Source organism: Vreelandella vilamensis (assembly GCF_031451755.1).
GTDB lineage: Bacteria > Pseudomonadota > Gammaproteobacteria > Pseudomonadales > Halomonadaceae > Vreelandella > Vreelandella vilamensis.
On record NZ_JARWAN010000005.1, the window covers coordinates 163,830 to 189,623 of the forward strand.

Here is a 25,794-nt window from a genome sequence, read left to right on the forward strand (position 1 = left end):
TCCTCTAGCGGCTGGGCGTTATGTTAGTTACAAAATTATATTCAAGGGCGATTTTAAGAACCCTGGCGCATGGTGGCAAGCGCCATGCACGCAACATGGGGCCAGAATAGGCAATTACAAGGGGTTTGCCGCCTTATTTGAGGCCTTTCCCCCTTCCATGCCTATTTCCAAAACCTACTTTTCACACCGACTTTCTCAAACCTTATGATGAGAATTTCTTTGCAGCCAGCACCAACGTGTTAATCTGCTCATTATCTCTACTATTTTGTGCCACGTGTTGTCATTTCTTATGAATCAAGATTTATCTATCTCACGCGTCATGCAAACCGGTATTCTGCAGTGCGCGCCTGATACGCCACTTTGTGAGGCCGCAAAGCGCATGTCAGAGCGACATTGTAGTTCAATTCTTGTGATGGAAAAGGCGCACGCAGTAGGGATTTGGACAGAACATGACGCATTGAATATCGACTTTAGCGATTACAATGCCGTTCGCCAACCTATCTCTGAGCGTATGAGCCAACCAGTTGCCAGTATTTACGCTCACTTACCCCTTGGTGAAGCAGCACTAAAGCTTCAAGCTCTTGGACGACGTCACTTACTGGTAATCGATGATAACGACATGCCAGTCGGCATTCTATCGCAAACCGACATTGCTCTAAACCAAGGCCTGGAACCTTACTTACGACTTCGCGAAGTTCACGCGGCAATGCGCAGGACACCTCTTGTGCTTCCGGGCGACATGCTGCTCGCCAAGGCCGCGCATGAAATGCATCGCCAAGAGCATGATGCGGCTGTTGTCTTGCTCGATAATGCGCTGGGCATCTTAACCGAGCGCGACTTAGTACGCTTTATAGCCCGCCACCCTGGCAACACGCCGATTGCGGAACTCGCCAGCCACCCCCTGCTCACCATTGATGAAAATGCAGCACTAATTCATGCTCGCGACCTTCTGATTGACCACCGTATTCGCCATCTCGCGGTTCTCGATTCTCAGGGCAATGTCAGCGGTTTGCTCGGATTTCGTGACATGTTGGCAGGCGCTGAGCATCTTTATCTTCAAGATTTACGTCAAGCTCTAGAGCAACGCGATTCCGCACTCGCCGCATCGCGTCAGCACTTGCAGCTAGCCGAGCGAGTCATCGACTCCTCGCTTGAAGGAATTGTTATCACCGACTCCTCAACACGTATTGAGTTTATCAACCCTGCGTTCACACACATGACAGGGTATGCGCTAGAAGATGTTGTGGGTAAAACGCCTCGCGTGCTCTCCTCCGGTCGGCAAGACGATGCATTCTATCAACAGATGTGGGACACCCTAAAAACACATGGTTATTGGCGCGGAGAAGTATGGAACCGCAAGAAAACGGGTGAGCTTTACCTTGAGCTATTGACTATCACGGCCATCACCAATGATGAGGGTGAAACGCAACATTATGCAGGACTGTTTACCGACATCACGCATATTCGTGAAAACGAGCAACAAATCCGTCACCTTGCCTATTATGATGTTTTGACGCGACTGCCTAACCGTCGCTTACTCGAAGACCGCATCACCCTGGCGATTCGCCACGCTCACCGTTCAGGCGAACCGCTCGCCGTTATTTTTATTGACCTTGATCACTTTAAACAAGTCAACGACACATTGGGTCATGCTATTGGCGATGAGTTGCTGCTACAAACCTCTGCACGTATGCAAGAAAAACTCCGTGAAGACGATACGCTAGCACGCTTAGGTGGCGATGAGTTTATCGCTCTATTGCCCGGTATTAGCGACTTTTCTGAGGCGACTCGCATCGCTCAGCGCTTAATCGATACCGTAAGCGCTCCCTATTGCATTAATAATCATACGTTCCGAATTGGTTGCAGCCTTGGGGTTAGCCTCTACCCTGATGACGGGGATAATTCAGAAATACTGATACAAAACGCCGATGCCGCCATGTATCGCGCCAAAAAAGAGGGCCGTAATACTTATCGTCTTTACCGTAGCGAAATGGATCTCGCCGCGCAAAACCACCTTACACTTGAAACCGAATTGCGCACGATGCTGGATACAGGCGATGGTCTTTTCATGATGTATCAGCCGCTTGTGAGCCGCCAGACGGGGCTCACCGTCAGTGCAGAAGCACTGGTTCGCTGGCAACACCCTACCCGTGGTGTAATATCACCCGGTGAGTTTATCCCTTTAGCAGAAAAGTCAGGATTAATTTTATCACTGGGAGAGCACGTACTCGACAATGTCATTCGCGATATACAACATTGGAAGCAACAAGGCTTAGTAGTCGTTCCAATTGCCATCAACTTATCAGCGGCACAATTCTGGCAACACGGCTTTGTTCAACACGTGGAACATAAACTTGCGAATGCTAGCATCTCCCCTGAGCTGATTACGTTTGAACTCACCGAAAGTCTATTGCTGAACAAGCAAGCGCAGGGCATCGAGATTCTTACCCATTTAAGCGATCTCGGTTGTCGTATCGCACTGGATGACTTTGGTACGGGCTATTCGTCACTCAGCTACTTGCAGCACATTCCCGCCCACAGTTTGAAAATCGACCGCAGTTTTATCGAAGCCCTTGACTCACCAGATCACAGCAGCCGGCCCATCATCGCCGCGATTGCCAGCATGGCTCAAGAGTTAGGGCTTACCGTGGTTGCAGAAGGTGTTGAAAGCGAGGGCCAGTGGGCAATGCTGGGCAACTATGCTATCGATACGATTCAGGGTTTCTATACCGGCTACCCCGTGGAAGCCGACACTTTCAGTATGGGCTTTACGCATTCACTGAGCCGAGCATAACAGTAACCTAAACGTTTCCCATCTTATGCACGGCCGTTTTACTTACGTTTAACGCATGGCGTTTAAACTTAAGGCACTAAAACAGCGTATTAGCTCGTCACACCACGCCATAGATTCAATGTATGCAATAAGAGCCCTAACGTTGCCCCATGAGACAGTAACAATTGCCAGCTAAACCAATCACTCATCAAGCTGTGCCACATCGTCATAATAGCAGCCCCTAGCAGCAGCCAAAGCGCAAGCTTGCCTAGCAGGGACGGTAAACGCTTTCGAGCTTTAACGTCTAATAAACGCCACTGAATGACGACAAAAGCCAAAACGGCAACAATTGCTAATAGTAAAAGCGACTGGTGGGTTTCATGGCCACCGGCGATGTAGCGCGGCAAGGTTGCTAACATCACAATACAGAGCCCAAGCGCCACACTCATACGTTCAGGCGTCAACGTTTTAGAGGGAGCCATGCTTAAGCCACCTTTAGCTTTTGCGCTTTTATCCACTCTTCGACCCAGGGTACCGCTGCGTCATCTGCCATAAACGTCTCCATGGCATCAACTTCTAACCTTTCCCCCAGACGCACCGCACCATGATCTTCTAACAGCGCGTCAAGCGCACGGCCTGCACCGCAAAAAGTGTCGCCATAGGAGCTATCGCCAAGCGCAATCAAGCCATAACGCAACGCGGCTAGGGAGGGACTTTGGTCTATCAGCTGACGAGTAAAATTGACAAAATTCCCAGGAAAATCACCACTACCGGTGGTCGAAACACAAAAAAGCGTCAAGCTATTTGCCGATTGGCTAAGATCATTCAGTGTAGGTTGCTCGATAATCTCAACATCATAACCTGCCTTTTCAAACTGCGGCTTTACTTGTTCAGCCACATCTAATGCACCGCCATACATTGTTCCTACCAAAATATTGATATTTGGCATCGTTAGTCCCCTGTCAAAGTGTCACAGTGCCAACTCGAAAGTCGACAAATACCCGATTAATTTGGTCAAATATTAACATGAGCTTGCGAAACAACGCACGCCTTCAACTAGCAACGTTACAGGGAAAACGCATGCAACAAACGTTTGAAACATGGATAACGCCGATTATGATTGGCGGTTTAATCTTGTTTATGTGCTTTATTATCTGGGACTTAGCTAAAAAGTCCAACGCTGGTCGTTTCGGCACCTTGATGCTGTTTATTGTACTAGGGGCCGGCATGCTGGGGTATGTCCTAAAAGTTGTCATTACGTGGCTAATAGAGGGCAACGCTGGCGGATGACCTTGAAATGGACCGCAAAAAAATGCAACCGAAAAGGAGTGCCGTAAGACACTCCTTAAAGATTTCCACTATGGACCTTACCTTGCTGACGCCAGCGATAATCTACACTTAGTCACTGTAGTACTCGACTTGCTGCTTCAGCTTCTGCCCTGGCCGGAAAGTCACCACACGACGGGCTGAAATCGGAATCTCTTCGCCAGTCTTAGGATTACGCCCTGGGCGCTCACGTTTGTCACGCAGATCAAAGTTGCCAAAACCAGATAGCTTTACTTGCTCATTTTCACGTAAACAGGCGCGGATTTCATCAAAGAAAGCCTCAACCATGGCTTTCGCTTCACGCTTTGATAGAGATAACTCTGCGTGTAAATGCTCCGCAAGCTCCGCTTTGGTCAACGCACCCATAAGGCTTCTCCTTGTAGCAAATGCTCGGTCCAGGACAGAAGGTACCGCACTTATTTTATGAATAGCCTCAGCTAATGATGCCTAACTGCGCAACTCAGCATTAAATTCACTGCGCACCTGCGCAACAATGGCACTTACCAACTGATTGATTTCATCATCATTTAGCGTGCGCGATGGATGCTGCCAGGTCAAGCCCAATGCAATACTCTTATACCCTTCAGCTACACCTTTGCCGGCGTAAACATCAAATAACTTTACCTGTTTGACGTACTCACCCGCTTGCTGTGTCGCCACATCAAGCAGCGCTTGCACAGGCACCGTCTCATCGACGATAAAAGCAAGATCACGACGAACTTCTGGTTGACGTGAAAGGGGCTCAAAAGCAGGTACCGCCCCTTCACTTAAGGCATCAAGGCGAACTTCGAACATTAGCGCATCCACTTTGAGCCCTAATTTGGCACGGATTTGAGGATGTAAGGTACCGATCCAGCCAGCTTCACGATCATTATAAAAAACTTTGGCACACTGCCCTGGATGTAGCGAAGGGTGATCCGCTGCTTCAACACGCCATGCTTGTGAATTACCCCCTAACTCCATCAAACTTTCTAAATCACCTTTAAGGTCATAGAAATCAATTTCCTTATGCTCACCAGTCCATCCCTCTGGATAGCGAGAACCGCATGCAATAGCACCGAGCATCGGCGTTTGACTTAAGTTATCAAGAGGGCCATTAAACACCAGCCCGGTTTCAAACAATCTCACTCGCGTTTGTTGGCGGTTAAGGTTGTGCTCTAAGGCACGTACCAAACCAGGAAATAGACTTGCTCGCATCACGGACAGCTCAGCCGAAATAGGGTTAGCAAGCGTTGGCGAAACCGCTCTTGGAAGCAAGGTAGCCTGCAGTTCCGGTGCGACAAAGCTGTATGTCACCGCCTCTTGATAACCGCGCGCCACCATTTGGTGACGTAGCTGACTAAGCGTGACACGCGCTTCATCGTTGGCACGAAGCGCTAAGCGTGCGACTGGGCGACGGACCGGGAGGTTGTTATAACCATGGATACGCGCAACTTCTTCAATCAAATCTTCTTCAATAGCAATATCAAAACGCCAACTCGGCACCTCAACATCCCAGCCCTGTTCCGTCACTTCCACCTTTAGCCCGAGACGCTGTAAAATATCAGTGACTTCCTGCTGTGGAAGGGATTTGTTCAACGCGTTACGTAGCCGTTTTGCTCGAAAATTAATGCGACGCACCTCGGGCAAGTGCAAGGTACTTTTCACTTCGTTTAACGGCCCTGCGTCTCCACCGCAAATCTCCAGCAGTAATTGGGTTGCCCGCTCAACCGCGACTGCGGTTAAATCAGGGTCCACACCGCGTTCAAAGCGATGCGAAGCATCCGTATGCAACCCATAAGATCGCGCCTGACCTGCTATGGCTAAGGGTGTAAAAAAAGCGGATTCTAAGAAAATTGTCTGAGTATTGGCGCTAATCCCAGATTTTTCTCCCCCCATCACCCCGGCCATCGCCAACGGCCCCTTATCGTCGGTAATCAGCAAGGTTTCCGGGCGTAGGGCAACATCTTGGCCATCCAACAATGTAATGCGTTCGCCCTCATTAGCCAGACGCACCGTCACTTCGCCATGAAGATTATCACGGTCAAAAGCATGAAGAGGTTGCCCAAGCTCCAACATCACATAGTTAGTGACATCCACAACAGGGTCAATTGAGCGAATACCGCTACGACGCAAGCGCTCGACCATCCACAGAGGCGTCACCGCATTAACGTTGACCCCTCGGATTAGCCGACCGATATAGCGTGGGCAGTGCTCTGGAGCTTCAACGGAGACTGGAAACGTATCGTCAGACGTTGCAGTGATACTGTCACATGTCGGTCCTTTCACTGCCAACCGGTTTAGGACACCCACTTCACGTGCTAAACCTTTAAGACTTAAGCAATCACCGCGATTAGGCGTCAAATCAACATCAATGGTGCTATCGTTAAGCCCCATATAAACGCGAAAATCCTCTCCTACAGGCGCATTAGAAGGCAACACAAAAATACCGGATGAGGCGTCATCCACAAGCCCCAGCTCTGATTCCGAGCAAATCATACCGCGCGATTCAACACCGCGAAGCTTGGCTTTCTTTATCTTGAAGTCACCCGGAAGAACGCCCCCGACTTGTGCGAAAGGCACTTTTTGACCAATCGCCACATTTGGTGCGCCACAAACCACCTGCAACGGCTCGGCTGAGCCATCATTTACCGTGCAGACATTAAGCTTATCTGCATCGGGGTGAGGTTCTTTGGTAAGCACTTCAGCCACCACCACACCATGAAATACAGCCGCAACAGGTTCAACAGCATCCACTTCTAGACCTGCCATGGTGATTTGATCAGCAATGGCTTGCGTATCCAGCTGCGGAGACACCCACTCACGCAGCCACTGTTCAGAAAATTTCATAGAAGTTCCTGTATTTGGCAGCGGGCTTAGGCAAACTGGCGCAAAAAGCGCAAGTCATTTTCAAAGAAGAGACGCAGGTCGTTAACCCCATATCGCAGCATGGCTAACCGCTCCGCGCCCATACCAAACGCAAATCCGGTAAAGCGCTCAGCATCAATGCCGGAATGGCGGAAAACTTCCGGATGCACCATTCCACACCCCATAACTTCCAACCACCCACTATGAGAGCAAACACGACATCCATCTCCGCCACACATTACACACTGAATATCGACTTCAGCGGATGGCTCAGTAAAGGGGAAATACGATGGTCTGAAACGAACAGAAAGATCGTCGCGCTCAAAAAAAGCTTGCAAAAAATCTTCAATCGTCCCTTTCAAATCAGCAAAACTGACATCTTCATCAACCAGCAAGCCTTCAACCTGATGAAACATCGGCGTATGAGTTAAATCAGAATCACTACGATAAACACGCCCTGGGCACACAATTCTTATTGGGGGCTCTTTTTCTTTCATTGTACGTACTTGCACAGGTGATGTGTGCGTACGCAACAGGCGTGTCGCATCGAAATAAAAGGTGTCAGCCATTCCACGGGCAGGATGGTGTGCAGGGATATTGAGCGCTTCAAAATTATGGTAGTCATCTTCAATTTCAGGCCCTACCTCGACATCGTAGCCGATGCGTGTAAAAAGCCCTTCTATACGCTCAAGCGTACGCGTAACCGGATGCAAACCACCGCTTGGCTGACCACGACCAGGCAACGTAACGTCAATGCGCTCTGCCGCTAAGCGCGAGTTAAGCGCTGACTGCTCCAACGTTTCACGCTTACGGTCAATCTCCACGGCAATCGTCTGTTTAGCTTGGTTAATCCGCTCGCCCGCCGCGGGTCTCTCTTCATGCGGTAGTTTCCCTAGGCCTTTCAGCAAGGCGGTTACCTCACCTTTTTTACCCAGGTAACGCACACGTATTTCATCTAGCGCGGCGACGCTCTGCGCAGAAGCAATGGCATTGCGCGCTTCAGATACCAGAGTAGGAAGGTCATCCATCCCGTTAACTCCGAATTAAGCCTTTCCCTAATCAATGATCAAGGGGTAGCAAGTTACTTGTGACGAGTCGACCGCCATGCAGTACCCATACAAAAACAGGGGAAGAGCGGCTGCTCTTCCCCTGGATGGGTCATATTTATGACCTGGCTTTTATTATGCGTCTATTAGCATATAAAGCCTTACTGGGCAGCCTTGGCCTTCTCAACGATCGCAGCAAATGCTGCTTTCTCATTGACGGCGAGGTCAGCCAGCACTTTACGGTCAATTTCAATACCGGCTTTCTTTAAGCCGCCAACAAATCGGCTGTAAGACATACCATGCTGACGCGCGCCCGCGTTAATACGCTGAATCCAAAGCGCACGGAATTGACGCTTGCGGTTACGACGGTCACGGTAAGCATACTGACCTGCTTTGATAACCGCCTGCTTCGCTACACGAAAAACACGCGAACGCGCTCCGTAATAGCCTTTAGCTTGCTTTAATATCTTTTTATGACGACGACGAGCAACGACGCCACGTTTAACACGACTCATAACACACTCCTGACAAAATTACTGAGGCGAAACAAAATGCACCCTCAGAAAAAAAAACCGATTTTAAAGATTCGGCAGCATACGCTGAACAAGCGCTTTATCAGCGCTATGAATCTGCTTCATACCACGAAGCTGACGCTTACGCTTAGTCGGTTTCTTGGTCAGAATGTGGCTACGGAAAGATTGCTTGTGCTTAAAGCCGTTAGCCGTCTTTTTGAAGCGCTTAGCAGCGCCGCTATTGCTCTTAATTTTCGGCATGAGAATAACTCCGCTCGGTATTTTTTAGAAAACCCAAGGCCGATCCGCGGCAAATACCGCGGTCCGTTTAATTAGCCGTTGGATCACTTCTTTTTCGGTGCAAGAATCATGATCATCTGGCGACCTTCCATCTTCGGGAAAGCCTCAACCGTTCCGATCTCTTCCAGGTCAGATGCAATCCGCTCCATCAGCTTTCTGCCGATGTCTTGGTGTGCCATCTCACGACCACGGAAGCGCAGTGTGACCTTGCCCTTGTCACCACTTTCAAGGAACCGAGTTAAATTTTTCAACTTAACTTGGTAGTCACCCTCGTCAGTGCCAGGTCGGAATTTGACTTCCTTGACCTGAATTTGCTTCTGCTTTTTCTTTTGAGCAGCTTTTTGCTTTTTCTGCTCAAAAACAAATTTGCCATAATCCATGATCTTACAAACGATCGGATCGGCATTAGATATTTGCACAAGGTCCAAACCGGCTTCTTGAGCGCGTTCAAGGGCATCTGCAGTGGACACAACGCCCAACTGCTCGCCATCTTGATCAATAAGACGCACTTCAGATTCGGTAATTCGCTCGTTCATTGGTGGGCGCTTGTCTTGTGGACGCCCGCGCTGATTGCTTCGCTTGATTGCTCCGTCTCCTTAGGCAATTGACGATGTCGCCAGGGCTACTCTTTCAACCTCTAGGCGCTTGATAAGTGCATCAATCGTCATGGTACCGAGGTTTTCGCCACTGCGTGTACGCACAGCGACTGAGTCATCTTCGACTTCCTTATCTCCTACCACCAGGAGATAGGGAACTTTCTGTAGCGTGTGCTCACGGATTTTAAAGCCGATTTTCTCGTTCCTCAAGTCCGCCTTGACTCGTAAGCCATTTTTTTGCAAACGCTGTTCTAACTCTAAGGCATAATCACGCTGAGCATCAGTAATCGTCATAATTACCGCCTGCTGCGGCGCTAGCCAAAGAGGCATAGCCCCCGCGTAATGCTCGATCAGTATACCGAGAAAACGCTCAAAAGACCCTAAAATTGCTCGATGCAACATTACTGGCGTCTTTCTAACCCCGTCTTCGTCAACATATTGAGCACTTAAACGCCCTGGCAAGTTAAAATCTAATTGTAGCGTACCACATTGCCACACGCGATTCAGGCAATCTCGTAAGGCAAATTCAATTTTTGGGCCATAAAAAGCTCCTTCACCGGGTTGCAAGTCCCAATCAAGCCCTGTGGCGTTAAGCGCAGCTTCCAGCCCTTGCTCAGCTTGGTCCCAAAGCGCAGCATCGCCAAGGAAGTCTTCAGGCCGTGTTGAGAGTTTGAGCTCAACTTCTTCAAACCCCAGGGTCTTGTAAACTTCTAACGTCAGTGCGATGAAAGCTTCAGCTTCTGCTTGGATTTGACTCTCGGTGCAGAAAATATGCGCATCATCTTGCGTAAAACCTCGAACTCGCATTAGCCCGTGTAGCGAGCCTGACGGCTCATTGCGGTGGCAGCTACCAAACTCAGCAAGACGTAAAGGTAAATCCCGATAGCTCTTTAACCCTTGGTTGAATACCTGCACATGACAAGGACAATTCATGGGCTTCACTGCGTATTCGCGCTTCTCGGACTCGGTGGTAAACATTAACTCACTGTAGTGCCCCCAGTGCCCCGACTTTTTCCACAAAGAGAGGTCAACTACTTGCGGTGTTTTAATCTCTTGATAGCCGTGTTCGCGCTGAACCTTACGCATATAATCTTCCAGCGCTTGATACATAGTCCAGCCATTGGGATGCCAAAACACCATTCCTGGCGCTTCTTCTTGAAGATGAAAAAGATCCATCTTACGTGCAAGCTTACGGTGATCGCGCTTTTCTGCTTCTTCCAGGCGCTTTAGATAGGCCTTTAACTGCTTTTTATCCCCCCACGCAGTACCGTAAATACGCGTCAGCATTGTGTTTTCAGCATCACCGCGCCAGTATGCCCCAGCCAGTTTAGTCAGCTTAAAAGCCTTTAAGTGACGCGTATTGGGCACGTGAGGACCGCGACACATGTCCGTATATTCTTCGTGATGATACAGACGTATCGTGGCGCCTTCTGGAATATCTCGGACAATTTCTTGCTTGTAGGGTTCGTCACGATGCAGGAAAGTAAGCATCGCTTTATCCCGGTCAACGTACTCACGAACCACATCATATTCGCGATCGATCAGCACCTTCATGCGCGCTTCGATCATTTCTAGGTCTTCTGGTGTGACGGAGCGCCCAAACTCAATATCGTAGTAAAAGCCATCGTCTATTACCGGGCCAATTGCCATTTTGGCATCCGGGTAGAGCTGCTTCACTGCATGACCAATCAGGTGTGCACAAGAGTGTCGAACAATTTCAAGCCCTTCTGGGTCGCGAGCCGTAATAATCGCCACATCTGCATCGCTTTCGATACTGTCAGCAGCATCAACTAATTCACCATTAATTTTACCAGCGACACATGCTTTGGCTAAACCAGGGCCAATAGACTCTGCAAGCTGCATGATGCTTAACGACTCTGAGAATTCTCGTTGGCTGCCATCCGGCAGTGTTACTGTAGGCATTTGGTTATTTCCTTGAGCGCAGTGGTGACCCACACCAAGGGTCACATATCGCTATCAATGGTCGTCGAGGTGAAGCGAGAAAAAAAGCGCTACCGCGCTTGCGAATCAAGCGTAGCAAAAGTTGCGGGCGTTATAAACAAAGCGCGGAAGGATCTCTCCTTCCGCGCTTGAACAACCAGAAGCTTCATCAGCTACAGAGTGAACTTAGTTCCACTCATCCAGTTCTACACGACGGTTTTCAGCACGCCCCTCATCAGTATCGTTTGAAGCAATCGGGCGCTCTTCTCCATACCCGGTCGCCATCATGCGGTCTGCATCAACACCATATTGCTGAAGGTAAGACGCAACAGATTCTGCGCGACGCTGAGATAACTCTTTGTTATAGGCGGCACTACCGACTGAATCTGTATGACCTTCGATGCTGACACGAACGCCGGGGTTATTAGCAAGGCGCTCTCCCACAATGGCTAATTCTTGACGCGCTGCAGATGTTAACTGGGCAGAATCAAACTCAAAGTTAACCCCTTCAAGGATAAGACTTTCAGGACAACCCAGTGCGTTCACCTCAACACCGGCAGGTGTATCCGGGCATTGATCACGATAATCCGGCACGCCATCGCCATCTGAGTCTAACGGACAACCTTTTGCATCGACTGCAACACCTGCCGGTGTACCAGGGCACTGATCGCGGTAATCTGGTACGCCATCACCGTCTGAATCTAGCGGACAGCCTTCTGCATCGACTGCGACACCTGCAGGCACCTCGCCGTAACTCGGGCATTGGGGCTCAGCTTTCGGTGTTTCATCGGCACATAAGAAACCACCAATGGTGGCACCTGCCGTTGCACCGATTGCTGTACCACTATCTTCATCAGACTGGCCACTGGTGGCATAGCCTAAGCTGCCCCCAATAATACTGCCAGCTAGACCACAGACAGCGGGATGCTGATACCAGCTTTTCTCACCATCAGCGCTAGTCGATTGACCTGATGATTGAGAAGCTGAGCTAGCGCAGCCAGAAAGACCTACTGCTAGAGCAGACCCAATAAGCAAGCCAGTTGTAGATGTTTTCATGCAAGACTCCTTCTTGATACGAAAATGGGAGCGAAATTATTTAATCGCCCCCTGCAAAAGCCGCCCAATTGAGCATCTTTTTTGTTCGCCTACGCATTTTTCCGTATATTACGCCGATTAATGCGAGACAAATTATAAATGGCGGTGAGGAAGCGATTCACTTTCCACACTTGCCATACAGGCAGCATAGCAGAAACATTATGCTTAGCATCACACCATAAACGCAGTGCACACTGCAAATTATAGCGCCACCATAGATCTACGTTAGTGGAGCGTATTTTTCTCCTTAGCACGCCAAGCTGCTACTTCTTTAGCAGCAGCCATCACATCATTACGCATCTCGTCCTCAACGGTTAGGCGCTCCTTATCTTCTCGCATCCTTTCGCGCGGTGTTAGCTTGTTACGTTCAGAATGCGTTTTAAGGTGCCGCGTTCGATCGTGAAGAGTTGCAAATGCACCAAACTCTTTACATTCGGCCAACGAAGGGTCGATTATTTCAAGTAACACCTTGCAGCGCCAGCTAGCCTCTGTAATGTTCACTTGTTCCTGTAATAGCGCATCTATGATGTAGTCAAGATTTTCTAGACTATTTTGTTGCGCTCGCTGTTCCTCCTCTAACCGGAACGTTTCGCGACGCTTTACCTCTTTCCGCAACATCAGCGCATAAGCCGCAAGGCCAACAATAATAATTATACCCGCGCCGAAAAGCAGTACCGCAGCTGTCAAATTCATATATATACTCGCTAAAAATTATACTTTAATTGTACACCTTTTCGACTAGGTACCCAAATAACGGCAGAAACTTTTGACATTATCTATTTCTTTGACAACTCCATTCAGCGATTACCATGCTAATATCGTGAAGTAGTGATCTAGCAAAAGCGCACCAAAAAGGCCTAGTAAATAGCGTATAGAAAACCAGAAGGCCGCTAGCGGCGCTTGCGGGTCTTTACCTCGCCACACTTTGCCATTCCAGTACATAAAACGCGCATTTAACAAAGCAGCGGCAATCAAGTATAGATTGCCGCTCATACCAATCATGAATGGCATAAGCGTCGCGATCACGGTTAACCAGCCATAGAGCCATATTTGCAACCGAGTAAATTCTAAGCCGTGAGTGACGGGCAACATAGGTATGCCAGCTTTTGCGTAGTCATCACATTTATGTATTGCCAGCGCCCAGAAATGAGGAGGAGTCCAAACAAAAATGATCAACGTGAGTATCAAGGCTTCTGGCGTAATTTGGCCAGTTATTGCCACCCAGCCTAGTAGTGGTGGCGCAGCACCTGCGACCCCCCCAATGACAATATTTTGTGGCGTTGCTCGCTTGAGAAACGCCGTATAGACAAGTGCATAGCCCACTAAGGATGCAAATGTTAACAGCGCAGTTAACTGATTCACCTGCCAAATTAAAAGCCCCACCCCAAGGCTGGATAGAAAGGTTGCCCACAACAGGGCAACAATCACTGGTAGACGCTTACTTGCAACCGGACGCCGGGAAGTCCTCAACATTAAGGCGTCCAATCGACGATCGACAATATGATTGAAGGCCGCAGCGCCACACGCGGTTAGACCAATCCCCATTAAGCCAAAAAACACGTTGGAGAGCGCAGGAATGCCTGGGCTCGAAAGGGCCATACCGACTGCAGCGCAAACAAGCATCACCGCTACCACGCGGATCTTGCATAGGTCTAACAACTCTTGCCAGCCCCATGACAAGTGAGGCGTCAACGCTGGAAGAGACATTGTTATATTTCGCATAATTTACTCCTTCTCTGTATAAGGCAGCCTAAAACATCTACGTGGTCAGCCTTACAGCGCGACTTGCAGTATCGGTACGGGCATTTAATTGTTCATATCGTGATAGCCAAAAACTCACTATAAAACTAATAACAAGAGCCGTTGCCCCAGCGGTATGCAGAAGCGCCAGCCAAAGTGGCAACCACCACAACACATTGGCAATACCGATAATGGCTTGTAGTACATAAATACCTAACACTATATTCAATGATTGCTTCATGAAATGTAGTTCACGGTAATCCCAATAAAGCAAAATTAACGCAATACCAAGCAGTAATGCACCGACACGGTGCATCATATGAATAGCCGTTCGAGCATCGGCATGCAGTTGACCGTGCAAATAGTTTGGTCCCACCGTTTGAGTAAGATGAAACCCTTCGCTTAGATCCATTTGAGGCCACCACTGGGTGTTACACGTGGGAAACCCTTGACATGCTATTCCTGCATAATTACTGGATACCCAGCCACCTAGAGCAAGTTGCACAACTAATAACATGCCGGCTACCCACCATAAAAACGCACTCTTATATGTTATTTTCATTACTCCGTGTGAATTTTGCACAAATTGCCGAATACGTAAGTGCAGCCACAAAAAAAGCGTTAATACGCTCAGTCCCCCAAGCAGATGTAACGTTACGACTTGTGGCCAAAGTTTTAAGGTAACGGTAAAGGCCCCAAAAGCCCCCTGCATAAGAATTATTATCAACAAAGTGGTCGATATACGCCAAAGAGAAATTGAATGTGCCTTCAATGATCGTGCCATGACAACAATACTCAACACGACAAGCCCCAAGCCACTTGCCAAATAACGATGAAACATTTCAACCCACGCCTTAAACGACTCAAGGGGATGATCAGGGGAGTGAGCGAAAGCACGCTCTGTGCTTGGAACTACTGCTTGACCATAACAACCTGGCCAATCGGGACAACCGAGCCCAGCATCCACAAGACGTGTCCACGCACCTACTAATATGACCACAACTGTTAAAAAAAGGCCCAATAATGTCAATCGCAACAACCACACTAAGCGTCGTGAGCTCGTTTCAACCATACTTTCCCCCAGTTTTTAATAGGGATTTACTTTCAGCGCGTGTTGAATGTCGTCCAATAACTTTTGTGTTGATAAATGAGGACCAAAGGCAACAGCCGTTTGCCCCATAGGATCTAATAGCCAAGCATTGTTAGGACGAGCCCATTCCGGTTTTAACGACCAACGTGTGACAATTTCACCAGGTAAAGCAGGGTCTTCGCCACCAATACGCAGCCGAGTAAGTCGCTCCGCGTCACGACCTAACGCACGATGAAGACGCCAAAGCTCATCACTACGTTGGCTACATTTTTGCGCGCAATCAAACACTAGCACCCATGTTCCACTTTTAAGCGGTTTATTATCGTCAATTGGCCACTGAGCCAATTCAGGCAAAGTCACATTAACATTGCCATTTGCCATGCTCTCTTCCGGAATCCCCAACCGCCATACCACCATACCCCATGCCACTAACATAGGCGCCGTAAATATGAGAATGATCATAATAAGCTTTAGTCGCTGACGCTTTTGGTAAGTCAAGTTAATCATTGCAGTCTCTTACGTTTTTAGAATCTTTTAGCAACTGGTGCCCACCTATTAACATCACCACGAAAGCAGCAACCGATAACCCCCACCATTGAAAGGCATACCCAATATGCCTAGAAGGCGCAATGGTGTTCGGCTGCCACCAAGAAGCGAGCACCCCTGCTCCATGTTGAGCATGCACCCACCCAGAATACTCAAACTCACCAACTGTTTCTGACCATTCATCAAGGCTTAACTGTTGTACGCGGGAACCTTCACGATTCGGGCCATAAATTGGTCCTTGATTACCCGCTGCTTCCCATTCACCTTTAATAGTCACAAGATTCGTAGGCGTCGCAGCACTTGGCTCCGAGCGACTTACACCCGTTTCCAAAAAACCTCGCTGAATTAGCCAACGCTGGTCATTTGTATCCACAAATGGCGTTATCACTGCTACCCCTAAGCGTCCATTCAATGTACGGTTATCTAAGTAGAGGGTATATGAAGGCAGATAGTGGCCCTCTAATGTAACTTTAGCGCCATCTAAGGGCGTGTGAGTGGGATCAAAGAGCATAGGGGCTGCGTTTTTGCGGGCTAGCAATTCACGCTTGTCATCGGCACGCTCCCACTGCCATATTCCTAAGGAAATACCCACTAGCACTAACACAACCCAAAACATCAACCACACAACATAGCGCCGTATGTGCATAGAGGTTTTTATGTTTTTGAAAGCACTGATTATCATTGTTTTTCTAGCCATCGTTATTAGCTTAGTCTTAGGATCGCGTTTCTTATTGAATGATACGTCATCATCTCGGCGGCTATTAACTACACTGAAGTGGCGTATTGTGCTTACTGGCTTGTTAATGGTTCTGCTTATCTACGGTTTTTGGTCGGGAACATTGACTTCTCATTAAATCTCTCTACTTTTGATTGAGAAAATTGAATCTCATACAACATAAACAAAAATAAACAGTCCAATCCACACCACATCAACGAAATGCCAATACCAGCAAGCGGCTTCAAATCCAAAGTGATTTTCTGACTCAAAGTGTTTTTTATGAATACGAATTAACATTATAGCTAAAATTATTGTGCCAATAATAACGTGAATTCCATGAAATCCAGTTAATATAAAAAATATGGCACCGAAAATACCCGCATCTAACGTAATGCCATAATGTGTATATGCTTCATAATATTCCACGCCTTGAATAAAAATAAAAATGCAACCTAACAACACAGTACCGGCAAGCCAGTTACGGCATGTATTGCGATAACGTAATTTAAGCCCTTCATGAGCAACAGTTAACGTAATACTTGATGTTACTAGAATCAAAGTATTCGCAAGAGGTAATTGCCATGGGCTAAAAATCTGCTCAGGCCCAGATATGGAAGAATCAGGTGGATTAAGTAATGGCCAATGCGCCACAAAATCCGGCCATAACAACGCTGTCACCCCTTTCGCACCTTCTCCTCCTAACCAAGGAACAGCGAATTGCCGCACATAAAAAAGCGCTCCAAAAAATGCAGCAAAAAACATAATTTCTGAAAATATAAACCAACCCATACCCCAGCGAAAAGAGCGGTCCATTTGCTCGTCATAAAGTCCTCGTCGAGACTCATTTATGACATCGCCAAACCATAAAGTCATGACCGCTAATACACCTATTGCACCAACCAAAACCACAAAACCGCCATTACCATAAACAAGCGTCAACCCCATCCCAACCATTAAAACACCTATGGCCAGGGACCCGAGAATTGGCCATCGACTGGATGCTGGAACATAGTAGCTACCACCACTCATATCGTATCTCCTTTTTTATCACGAGAGCCATGGACTAAAGAAATTTCTTTTCCATTTACAGGGTATAGCGTATAGACAAGCGTGATCGTATTAATATCTTTAGGCAACTCGCGTACAACCTGAAAGACAAGCGGCAACATGAGTTTCTGATTTGCATTCAATTTTTGCTCATCAAAGCAAAAGCAGTTTATTTTACGTAAGTATTGAGAGGCTTCAGAAGGAGAAACGCTAGGAACAGCTCTACCTAAGCTTTCTTTATCACTATGATTCATAAACGTAAAATTGATTTCTGAAATTTCACCAGGATTAACTCTTAACTGATGATTCGCTACACTCATCTGCCAAGGTAGGCCTGCACTACCTCGCGTAATGAATTGAACCGTAACATAACGATCCTCATCCACACTTTGATGAGCTATTTGCTGTGCGCTATTACTAACTTTCCCATTTAGCCCTGTTACTTGACAAAAAACGTCATAAAGCGGGACCAAAGCAAATGCAAACGCAAACATACCGATTAACGCCGCAACTGATCTAATGACTGTACGCTTTACGGCTATTCTTTGAGCGTGTCGATGAGTCACCATACAACCCCCTACTTTTTAGGGAATATTTATCATGAAGAGCGTTCAAAGCGTGGTGGTGTTTCAAAAGTATGTAAGGGGGCAGGACTGGGAACACTCCACTCAAGATCTTCAGCGCCTTCCCATGCTTTTGCAGGCGCTTTCTTTCCTCCACGTACACAAATAATGACAACAATGACAAAGAGCAACTGAGATATACCAAAGAAAAAAGCACCTATGCTGGAAACCATATTAAAATCTGCAAACTGCAGAGCATAATCAGGGATTCGCCTTGGCATGCCTGCTAGCCCTGCAAAATGCATTGGGAAAAACGTAAGATTGACACCAATGACCGATAACCAAAAATGCCATTGACCAAGACGTTCATTAGGGTAATGGCCTGTCCATTTTGGCAGCCAATAGTAAACACCTGCCATAATGGCAAATAAGGCACCAGGAACAAGAACATAGTGAAAATGCGCAACAACAAAGTAAGTGTCATGATACTGAAAGTCAGCAGGCGCAATAGCTAACATAAGCCCTGAAAAACCGCCAATCGTAAAAAGCACCACAAACGCAAGAGCAAATAACATAGGGGACTCGAAACTTATAGACCCCCTAAATAGGGTTGTCACCCAGTTAAAAACCTTCACCCCCGTTGGCACGGCAATAAGCATCGTGGAATACATGAAAAAAAGCTCTGCAACCAGTGGCAGCCCAACTACGAACATATGGTGCGCCCAGACTAAAAATGATAGCAGTGCAATCGCTGCAGTCGCATACACCATGGATGCGTATCCAAACAACGGTTTGCGCGCAAACGTCGGTATAATGGCAGAAACAATTCCAAAAGCCGGTAAAATCATTATATATACTTCAGGATGACCAAAAAACCAAAATAAATGCTGGAATAAAACAGGATCCCCACCACCCGCAGCATTAAAAAAACTTGTCCCAAAATTAATATCCATCAGCATCATTGTAATAACACCGGCCAAAACAGGCATAACAGCAATTAACAAAAAGGCAGTAATTAGCCATGTCCATACAAATAACGGCATATCCATTAACCGCATGCCTGGTGCACGCATATTAAGAATTGTCGCAATAATATTAATCGCACCTAAAATAGAACTTATCCCAGCGATATGTAGCGCTAAGATAAAAAACGTTGTCGAAGGGGGAGCATAAGTAGTGGATAGCGGCGCATAAAATGTCCAACCAAAATTTGGTGCGCCTCCTGGCATTAGTAAGGTGGACAGTAGCAACGTAAAGGCAACAGGAAGTAGCCAAAAACTAAAATTATTCAATCTTGGTAACGCCATATCCGGCGCACCTATTTGCAGTGGGATCATCCAGTTAGCTAGTCCTGTAAATGCTGGCATTACAGCAGCAAACACCATAATGAGACCATGCATGGTCGTCATCTGATTAAAGAATTCAGGTTCAACAAGTTGAAGCCCAGGCTGAAAGAGCTCAGCACGTACCACTAGCGCAAAAATACCTCCCACAAAAAACATGCATAAAGAAAACAGCAAATAAAGCGTTCCAATTTCTTTATGGTTAGTCGTTAGTAACCAACGCATGAGGCCCTTTGCTTGCGCCTTGTGTGTATCCAAATGCCCATCAGCTACGCCTGCTGTGCTGTGGAGGGGTATTGGCTTGGGAGGTAACTTCGCCATGAGATACTCCATGAATTATTGTTGTTGGCGACGATTTTTTTTCAGCTATTCACTGATCAACTAGCTCTGAAACTGCTGAAGGCTGAATCACGTCACCAGTATCATTTCCCCATGCGTTTCGTGTGTAAGTGACAACTGCAGCAACTTCAACTGGGTTTAACGTGTTTCGAAAAGCGGGCATAGCAGCTCCCGAAACACCATTAAGCACTAAATCTAAATGCCACGCTTGATCTGCAATAAGTTGTTCATTTCCGGCTAGCGCTGGGAAGGTGGGTGGCGATCCACTACCGTCAGCGTGATGACATGCAGCACAAATCGCCTCGAAAGTCGATTTTCCTCGCTCCATGAGTTCTGCAAGTTGCCAAGTTCGATCAATGCCGCTAATTTCTTTTTCAGCTGCAGCTTTACGTTCAACAAACCACTCGTCAAACGAATCCTCCTCCATGGCATGAACCACTATTGGCATAAATCCGTGATCCATACCGCAGAGCTCCGCACACTGCCCGCGATAAATACCAGGCTCGTTGATGCGAACCCAGTTTTCATTAATAAAGCCAGGCACTGTATCTTGTTTAACCGCCAGTTCCGGTACCCACCAAGAATGAATTACGTCATCCGACGTCATCAAAAAACGCACTTTACGGTTGATGGGCAGCACTAATGGGTTATCGACATCGAGTAGGTATGTTTCGCCTCGTTCTTCCTCACCGCTAATTTGTGCTCGCGGAGTGCTCAAGCTAGAGTTGAAAGCTACATTCTCGCCCAAGTATTCGTAACGCCAACGCCATTGCTGACCAGTAACCATGATGTCTAAATCTGCATCAGAGGAGTCATACATCTTTTTTAAAGTAGCCGTTGCAGGTACAGCCATTGCGACCAGAATAAGTACTGGAATAGCTGTCCAAACCACCTCTATAAGCGTGTGTTCGTGAAAATGAGTTGCTTTTACGCCTTTTGCATGCCGATAGCGAAAAAGGGAGTAAAACATTGCACCGAAAACCAAAAGGCCAATCACAACGCAAATCCAAAAAATAGTCATGTGTAAACGGTAAATTTCCCCGCTTACATCGGTAACGCCTATTGGCATGTTCCATGCATAGGAAGTTGTCGGTACAAGGCAAGGCAAAGTGGCTATGTATGTCGACCAGCGCCTCTGCGATCGCATAGGCCCCTCCAGATTTATTATTGTTAGGTTTTTCATGTCAGGAATAACGCATCTACCTGCAGTATAGGTAAGAACGACGATACGTCACGAACAACCTTGTTAAATTTTTATCAACCTTTCGCAGCCAGTAATGCTGCACCTATCAGCACCAAAACGAAAAGAATTGTAATCATAATCGCAGTAATGATAAAAACGAGGGGTTTTTCGCTACTAAAATCTTCTTCTCGCTGCTGGTTTTTCTGCACCCCGATTAACGCAGCTAAGACAGATTTAATGACCCGCCACATACTGCCTCCTGACGACCAATGCTTAATTTCTTGACTTGCGACAAAGATTGACGTGAGCGCGACACACAAACTTTACTATACTCAATTACGAAGATCCTTTCGTGATCCAATTCAACGCTAATCAAAGCGGAGGTCACCATGGCCAAGTCAACTCATACCACCCAATTTGAGCCGTTAGCCTCAGAGTCACTCACTCCATGGCTCTCCATCAGCCAGCCTGTATTTCATTGGTGGATGGAACAAAGCGTGAAGGGGGTTCAGCCGCTAATGAATGTGCAACTTGCTTGGCTGGAAAGCGTGTCTAGCGCAATACAAATGGAAATGGAGTTCTGTCAAGCCATTGCTGAAAGCCATGAGAAAATCACGAACTGCTTATTGATGCATCATCATTCACCAAAATCCGCAGAAGAAATAACAGACTGTTACCAACAAGCCATGCAAGGCTTGTCGGAAGCCCACTTAGACAGGCTTAAAAAAGTAACAGAGCTGAGTAACGACTTTCGCAGTGCTCTGTGGGAAGAAATCTGATGCACATAACATTCTATAATTAGCTGATTTTTATACTTTTTCTACCTTGAGGTCTAATTTGGCTAAATTCAATGTGGCAATTTTATTACCCATTACGGCTCTAGGTTTACTCTTTAGCCTCACTGGATGCACAACGTATACGTGGCCTGATGGAACGCGAAAGACTGTGCTTGGCGTACTAGCACAAGAAGAAAATCAGCGGCATGAGGTGAGTCAACCCAAACCAATCGAATATCGTATTCCAGGGCAAATTCCCCCCAGATCCTAATCAACTATAAGGTGAATAGCGTTGTTCGCTAGATCATAAAGTAATAGCATCGCTATGCCCTTCCTAGCTTTCCTAATATTGTAGTAGTCTAGGTTGCCCAGCAATTACGATTGATGGGCAATATACCCATCGAAACGAAATGGCGTCTCGTAATTCACTCTGCATTCAACCAAAAAGAGTAATCGATCTCTTGGGTTTATAGCTCATTCACTTGCACTCAAACACTGCGGTGCAGCATGATAATGTTACAAGCTTGGTCATATGTTCATCACAGGGAGTTCAAGGATGGAAAACCGTCACACCTCCAACGAGTCGAGCCCGATTTGGCACAGCATCAATGCTGAAGAAGCACTTCAGCAGCTAGAATCTTCTGCAGAGGGTTTATCCACACAAGAGTCTCAAGCACGCCTTGAAAAATACGGATCAAATCGCCTTCAGCAAGAGCAAGGACGCTCTTGGTATCAACGCTTGCTGGATCAGTTCAATAATATTTTGATGATGATTTTGCTAGTGGCGGCATTGGCGAGTTTCTTGCTCGGGCACACTATTGATGCTGTCGCCATTATCAGTGTAGTAGTCATCATCGCCCTAATAGGTTTCATTCAGGAGGGCAAGGCCGAACAAGCATTAGAAAGTATTCGCAATATGCTATCACCACAGGCTAATGTCCTCCGCGATGGCAAGCGTACTACCATTTCTGCCGAAGACGTAGTACCAGGTGATATTGTTATTATTGAGAGCGGTGATCGCGTACCTGCCGATTTACGCCTTATTGAAGCACGACGTTTTCGTACTGAAGAAGCGGCGTTAACCGGTGAGTCTGTACCTGTAGAAAAGCATATCGACTCGGTTGAAAGTGATGCCGACCTCGCAGAGCGACATAGTATGGCGTTTGCGAGCACCATAGTGGTGCAAGGCAATGCGCGCGGCTTAGTCGTCGAAACCGGGCAACATACTGAGATTGGTAAAATTTCTGAGCTGCTTCGCGGGGTTGAAACCATTAAAACACCCCTGCTAAAGCAGCTAGACCGCGCTGGTCGTGTGCTCGCGATTTTCATTCTGGGGGCGGCCACGTTTACAGCGTTATTCGGCACTATTATCCACGGACAACCGCCTTCTGAAATGTTTATGGCTGCAGTGGGGCTTGCTGTTGCTGCTATCCCAGAAGGACTGCCAGCGATTGTTACTATCGGTTTGGCTCTTGGTGTGCAGAGTATGGCAAGGCACAACGCTATTATACGCCGATTACCTGCGGTAGAAACTTTAGGTTCCATATCGACCATCTTTTCTGACAAGACCGGTACACTAACTCGAAACGAAATGACCGCTCAATCTCTATGGCTTGGTGACGAACAGTACCGAGTTGATGGTATCGGCTTCGCTCCCGATGGCGACTTTCATTACATACAAAGAGATGGCAAACAAGACACTCATAGTGTTGATATTGAACAAGATAAAACACTGCGTGATTTTCTTGAGGTCGGTGTTCTTTGCAATGACTCGGAACTCACCCAAGAAAAAGGGCATTATTATATTCAAGGTGATCCAACTGAAGGAGCGTTGGTAGTAGCAGCAGCCAAGGTTGGTGTCGACGCTCATAAGCTACGCAAACATCACAAACGTCTCGATGCCATCCCTTTTGAATCTGAACATAAATACATGGCTACGCTACACTCAAGCAATGACAATCAACGCATCCTGGTTAAGGGCGCGCCAGACCGTTTGCTGGAAATGTGTTCGACGGAGAACTCTGTTAATGACGATATAAAAATAGATCACAACAAATGGGAAGAACGAATTCACGAACTGTCATCGCAAGGGCTTCGTGTACTGGCGATTGCCGACAAACTCACCAGCGACGTTGACAAATTAGAACATCATGACGCTGAAAATGGTCTGCGCTTACTTGGTATAATTGGCCTATTAGACCCACCACGAGATGAAGCTGTCAAAGCCGTGAAACTTTGCCAACAAGCCGGCATCCGCCCGGTTATGATTACGGGCGACCATGCTTCTACTGCCCTCGCCATTGCTAAGCAGCTCGGTTTTTCTCACACTGAAAAAGCACTTACCGGACGCGAAGTTGAAGGCATGTCTGACAAAGAACTTGAAGACATTATTCTCGATATTGATGTTTTTGCCCGCGCTTCTCCAGAGCACAAACTCCGCCTAGTGCAGGCTATGCAAGCACGTGGTGGTGTTTGTTCAATGACCGGTGACGGCGTCAACGACGGCCCCGCACTAAAGCGTGCTGATGTTGGCGTCGCCATGGGCATTCAGGGAACAGAAGCCGCTAAAGACGCTTCTGAGATGGTTTTAGCAGACGACAATTTTGCCACTATTGTTCGCGCTGTCGAAGAAGGTCGTAAGGTCTACGATAACATCCGCAAGACGATCACCTTTATTCTTCCGACCAATGGGGCGCAGGGGCTCGCGATTATGCTGGCTGTGCTATCGGGTTCGATTCTACCCATCACACCATTGCAAGCATTATGGGTTAACATGGTTGTCGCTATTACCCTTGGTCTTGCACTGGCATTTGAAGACGGTGAAAAAGATCTAATGCAGCGTGCGCCAAGAGATCCTAAGGCACCACTGCTCGACCTATTTCTGCTTTGGCGAGTTGTGTTTGTTTCGATTTTATTGTTAGTGGGCGTATTCAGTATGTTTACCTGGCTACTTAACCAAGGTGGAAGCGAAGATCTCGCTCGAGCTGGCGCGGTCAATATGCTAGTTACCGGCAGTGCTGCCTACTTGATCAATAGCCGCTTTCTAATCAACAGCACGTTATCGATCTCAGGCATATTCGGCAGTCGTCCCGTTTGGATTTCTATTGCATTGATCATGTTGCTGCAGTGCGCTTTTACATATGTCCCCTTCATGCAGTTTATTTTTGGCAGTGAAGCATTATCGTTAACACACTGGTTAGCTATCTTACTCGGTAGTATTCTTATCTATTTAATTATTGAAGCAGAAAAATTCTTATGGAGTCGGTATGAATCGCGAAAAAATTAACTATATTGTTTTATCAAATGAGCTAAGGTCTGTTGATGTTTCATAACATGAGTAAAAGCAAGCCAATGCTCTATAGAAGCCATATCGCGCTATAGCGATGCGATAAAATGAAGCGAAACTACGAGGACATGATGAGCTTGGCCTGCGAGTTTTTGCGACTCACTATGTAAAACGCCAACACACCCTCATCATTACTTTTTTCACCTGAATGGTGGTGTTTAAAAACCCTCTTCCAAAAAAAATCCCCCCGGGCGTGTGCCCGGGGGGATTTTTCAGATAAGTGCCTGACGATGACCTACTCTCGCATGGGGAGGCCCCACACTACCATCGGCGCTGAGCGGTTTCACTGCTGAGTTCGGCAAGGGATCAGGTGGTTCCCACTCGCTAAGGTCGTCAGGCGTAACGGGTGATATATCATGCTGTGTTTTGTGCGTCTCGTTGGCGTAGCCTGTCTGGGCTAGGCCGGCGTATCCGGGGTTCTTTCGAACGTCATCGTGCTCATTGGCTTTCCAGACTCCTTGGGTGTTATAGGGTCAAGCCTCACGGGCCATTAGTATCGGTTAGCTCAACGCCTTGCAACGCGTCCACATCCGACCTATCAACCAGCTGGTCTTGCTGAGCCCTTTAGGAGGATCAAGTCCTCAGGGATGTCTCATCTTGAAGGGGGCTTCCCGCTTAGATGCTTTCAGCGGTTATCCCGTCCGCACTTAGCTACCCGGCAATGCCA

The 25,794-nt window shown here is 47.4% G+C and carries 25 protein-coding genes and 2 rRNA genes; 5 read left to right on the top strand and 22 right to left on the bottom strand.

What is annotated here, in order from left to right; all coding sequences use genetic code 11:
- The first annotated feature begins 289 nt into the window (after window positions 1-289).
- Window positions 290-2,794: an EAL domain-containing protein gene (locus QC823_RS05030; RefSeq protein WP_309655261.1), complete on the top strand. Its 2,505-nt coding sequence runs from the start codon at window positions 290-292 to the stop codon at window positions 2,792-2,794.
- An 89-nt stretch (window positions 2,795-2,883) separates the two neighbouring features.
- On the opposite strand, the gene QC823_RS05035 is transcribed toward QC823_RS05030, so the two are convergent.
- Together QC823_RS05035 and QC823_RS05040 are read right to left on the bottom strand one after the other, a co-directional pair.
- The gene (locus QC823_RS05035; RefSeq protein WP_309655262.1) at window positions 2,884-3,255 is read right to left on the bottom strand and encodes a hypothetical protein; all 372 of its coding nucleotides are present in this window, start codon (window positions 3,253-3,255) and stop codon (window positions 2,884-2,886) included.
- A 2-nt stretch (window positions 3,256-3,257) separates the two neighbouring features.
- Complete coding sequence (locus QC823_RS05040; protein ID WP_309655263.1) at window positions 3,258-3,722, bottom strand: flavodoxin; 465 nt, start codon at window positions 3,720-3,722, stop codon at window positions 3,258-3,260.
- Window positions 3,723-3,853: 131 nt separating this feature from the next.
- On the opposite strand from QC823_RS05040, the gene QC823_RS05045 reads away from it, so the two are divergent.
- Entirely contained in the window at window positions 3,854-4,063 is a 210-nt protein-coding gene (locus QC823_RS05045; protein ID WP_309655264.1) for a DUF2788 domain-containing protein, read from the top strand.
- Window positions 4,064-4,171: 108 nt separating this feature from the next.
- Here QC823_RS05045 and QC823_RS05050 read toward each other — a convergent pair whose 3' ends face one another.
- The 13 genes from QC823_RS05050 to QC823_RS05110 form a co-directional block, all read right to left on the bottom strand.
- Window positions 4,172-4,465 (bottom strand): integration host factor subunit alpha, encoded by a 294-nt coding sequence (locus QC823_RS05050; RefSeq protein ID WP_309655265.1) that lies wholly within the window; start codon window positions 4,463-4,465, stop codon window positions 4,172-4,174.
- An 81-nt stretch (window positions 4,466-4,546) separates the two neighbouring features.
- A complete protein-coding gene (pheT, locus tag QC823_RS05055; protein ID WP_309655266.1) occupies window positions 4,547-6,928 on the bottom strand; it encodes a phenylalanine--tRNA ligase subunit beta in 2,382 nt (793 codons plus the stop codon).
- Between the two features lie 26 nt (window positions 6,929-6,954).
- Window positions 6,955-7,974 carry a phenylalanine--tRNA ligase subunit alpha gene (pheS, locus tag QC823_RS05060; protein ID WP_309655267.1) on the bottom strand — a complete coding sequence of 340 codons (1,020 nt, stop codon included), beginning with the start codon at window positions 7,972-7,974 and terminating at the stop codon, window positions 6,955-6,957.
- Window positions 7,975-8,153: 179 nt separating this feature from the next.
- Window positions 8,154-8,507: a 50S ribosomal protein L20 gene (gene rplT, locus QC823_RS05065; RefSeq protein ID WP_309655268.1), complete on the bottom strand. Its 354-nt coding sequence runs from the start codon at window positions 8,505-8,507 to the stop codon at window positions 8,154-8,156.
- Window positions 8,508-8,570: 63 nt separating this feature from the next.
- Window positions 8,571-8,765 carry a 50S ribosomal protein L35 gene (gene rpmI / locus QC823_RS05070; protein WP_309655269.1) on the bottom strand — a complete coding sequence of 65 codons (195 nt, stop codon included), beginning with the start codon at window positions 8,763-8,765 and terminating at the stop codon, window positions 8,571-8,573.
- Between the two features lie 83 nt (window positions 8,766-8,848).
- On the bottom strand, window positions 8,849-9,388 hold the full coding sequence (infC, locus tag QC823_RS05075; RefSeq protein WP_309655289.1) for a translation initiation factor IF-3: 540 nt from the start codon (window positions 9,386-9,388) through the stop codon (window positions 8,849-8,851).
- A gap of 12 nt (window positions 9,389-9,400) precedes the next feature.
- Window positions 9,401-11,323, bottom strand: coding sequence for a threonine--tRNA ligase (gene thrS, locus QC823_RS05080; protein ID WP_309655270.1), 1,923 nt, complete (start codon window positions 11,321-11,323; stop codon window positions 9,401-9,403).
- Window positions 11,324-11,527: 204 nt separating this feature from the next.
- Window positions 11,528-12,397, bottom strand: a complete 870-nt coding sequence (locus QC823_RS05085; protein WP_309655271.1) for an OmpA family protein — start codon at window positions 12,395-12,397, stop codon at window positions 11,528-11,530.
- A gap of 264 nt (window positions 12,398-12,661) precedes the next feature.
- Window positions 12,662-13,129: a DUF2489 domain-containing protein gene (locus tag QC823_RS05090; RefSeq protein WP_309655272.1), complete on the bottom strand. Its 468-nt coding sequence runs from the start codon at window positions 13,127-13,129 to the stop codon at window positions 12,662-12,664.
- 111 nt (window positions 13,130-13,240) lie between these two features.
- Window positions 13,241-14,158 (bottom strand): heme o synthase, encoded by a 918-nt coding sequence (cyoE, locus tag QC823_RS05095; protein WP_309655273.1) that lies wholly within the window; start codon window positions 14,156-14,158, stop codon window positions 13,241-13,243.
- A 37-nt stretch (window positions 14,159-14,195) separates the two neighbouring features.
- Entirely contained in the window at window positions 14,196-15,248 is a 1,053-nt protein-coding gene (locus QC823_RS05100; RefSeq protein ID WP_309655274.1) for a COX15/CtaA family protein, read from the bottom strand.
- A 15-nt stretch (window positions 15,249-15,263) separates the two neighbouring features.
- Window positions 15,264-15,773: a hypothetical protein gene (locus tag QC823_RS05105; RefSeq protein WP_309655275.1), complete on the bottom strand. Its 510-nt coding sequence runs from the start codon at window positions 15,771-15,773 to the stop codon at window positions 15,264-15,266.
- Window positions 15,766-16,509, bottom strand: a complete 744-nt coding sequence (locus tag QC823_RS05110) for an SURF1 family protein (RefSeq protein ID WP_309655276.1) — start codon at window positions 16,507-16,509, stop codon at window positions 15,766-15,768. Before QC823_RS05110 ends, QC823_RS05105 begins: the two co-directional genes overlap by 8 nt.
- Here QC823_RS05110 and QC823_RS05115 point away from each other — a divergent pair.
- Complete coding sequence (locus tag QC823_RS05115; RefSeq protein WP_309655277.1) at window positions 16,469-16,666, top strand: DUF2909 family protein; 198 nt, start codon at window positions 16,469-16,471, stop codon at window positions 16,664-16,666. The genes QC823_RS05110 and QC823_RS05115 overlap by 41 nt on opposite strands.
- Before the next feature lie 32 nt (window positions 16,667-16,698).
- On the opposite strand, the gene QC823_RS05120 is transcribed toward QC823_RS05115, so the two are convergent.
- From QC823_RS05120 to QC823_RS05140, 5 genes are all read right to left on the bottom strand, one after another.
- Window positions 16,699-17,559 carry a cytochrome c oxidase subunit 3 gene (locus QC823_RS05120; RefSeq protein ID WP_309655278.1) on the bottom strand — a complete coding sequence of 287 codons (861 nt, stop codon included), beginning with the start codon at window positions 17,557-17,559 and terminating at the stop codon, window positions 16,699-16,701.
- The gene (locus QC823_RS05125; protein ID WP_309655279.1) at window positions 17,556-18,146 is read right to left on the bottom strand and encodes a cytochrome c oxidase assembly protein; all 591 of its coding nucleotides are present in this window, start codon (window positions 18,144-18,146) and stop codon (window positions 17,556-17,558) included. The genes QC823_RS05120 and QC823_RS05125 overlap by 4 nt, the downstream gene beginning before the upstream one ends.
- A gap of 29 nt (window positions 18,147-18,175) precedes the next feature.
- Window positions 18,176-19,804 (bottom strand): cytochrome c oxidase subunit I, encoded by a 1,629-nt coding sequence (ctaD, locus tag QC823_RS05130; protein WP_309655280.1) that lies wholly within the window; start codon window positions 19,802-19,804, stop codon window positions 18,176-18,178.
- A 49-nt stretch (window positions 19,805-19,853) separates the two neighbouring features.
- A complete protein-coding gene (gene coxB, locus QC823_RS05135) occupies window positions 19,854-20,969 on the bottom strand; it encodes a cytochrome c oxidase subunit II (RefSeq protein WP_309655281.1) in 1,116 nt (371 codons plus the stop codon).
- A gap of 110 nt (window positions 20,970-21,079) precedes the next feature.
- Window positions 21,080-21,256: a DUF2970 domain-containing protein gene (locus tag QC823_RS05140; RefSeq protein WP_309655282.1), complete on the bottom strand. Its 177-nt coding sequence runs from the start codon at window positions 21,254-21,256 to the stop codon at window positions 21,080-21,082.
- 138 nt (window positions 21,257-21,394) lie between these two features.
- Here QC823_RS05140 and QC823_RS05145 point away from each other — a divergent pair, with 138 nt between their 5' ends.
- Window positions 21,395-21,784, top strand: coding sequence for a hypothetical protein (locus QC823_RS05145; protein WP_309655283.1), 390 nt, complete (start codon window positions 21,395-21,397; stop codon window positions 21,782-21,784).
- A gap of 553 nt (window positions 21,785-22,337) precedes the next feature.
- Window positions 22,338-25,067, top strand: a complete 2,730-nt coding sequence (locus QC823_RS05150) for a cation-translocating P-type ATPase (RefSeq protein WP_309655284.1) — start codon at window positions 22,338-22,340, stop codon at window positions 25,065-25,067.
- Window positions 25,068-25,349: 282 nt separating this feature from the next.
- On the opposite strand, the gene rrf is transcribed toward QC823_RS05150, so the two are convergent.
- Window positions 25,350-25,465, bottom strand: a 5S ribosomal RNA gene (gene rrf / locus QC823_RS05155).
- Between the two features lie 131 nt (window positions 25,466-25,596).
- Window positions 25,597-25,794: ribosomal RNA gene (locus tag QC823_RS05160) — 23S ribosomal RNA — on the bottom strand; the annotation flags it as partial.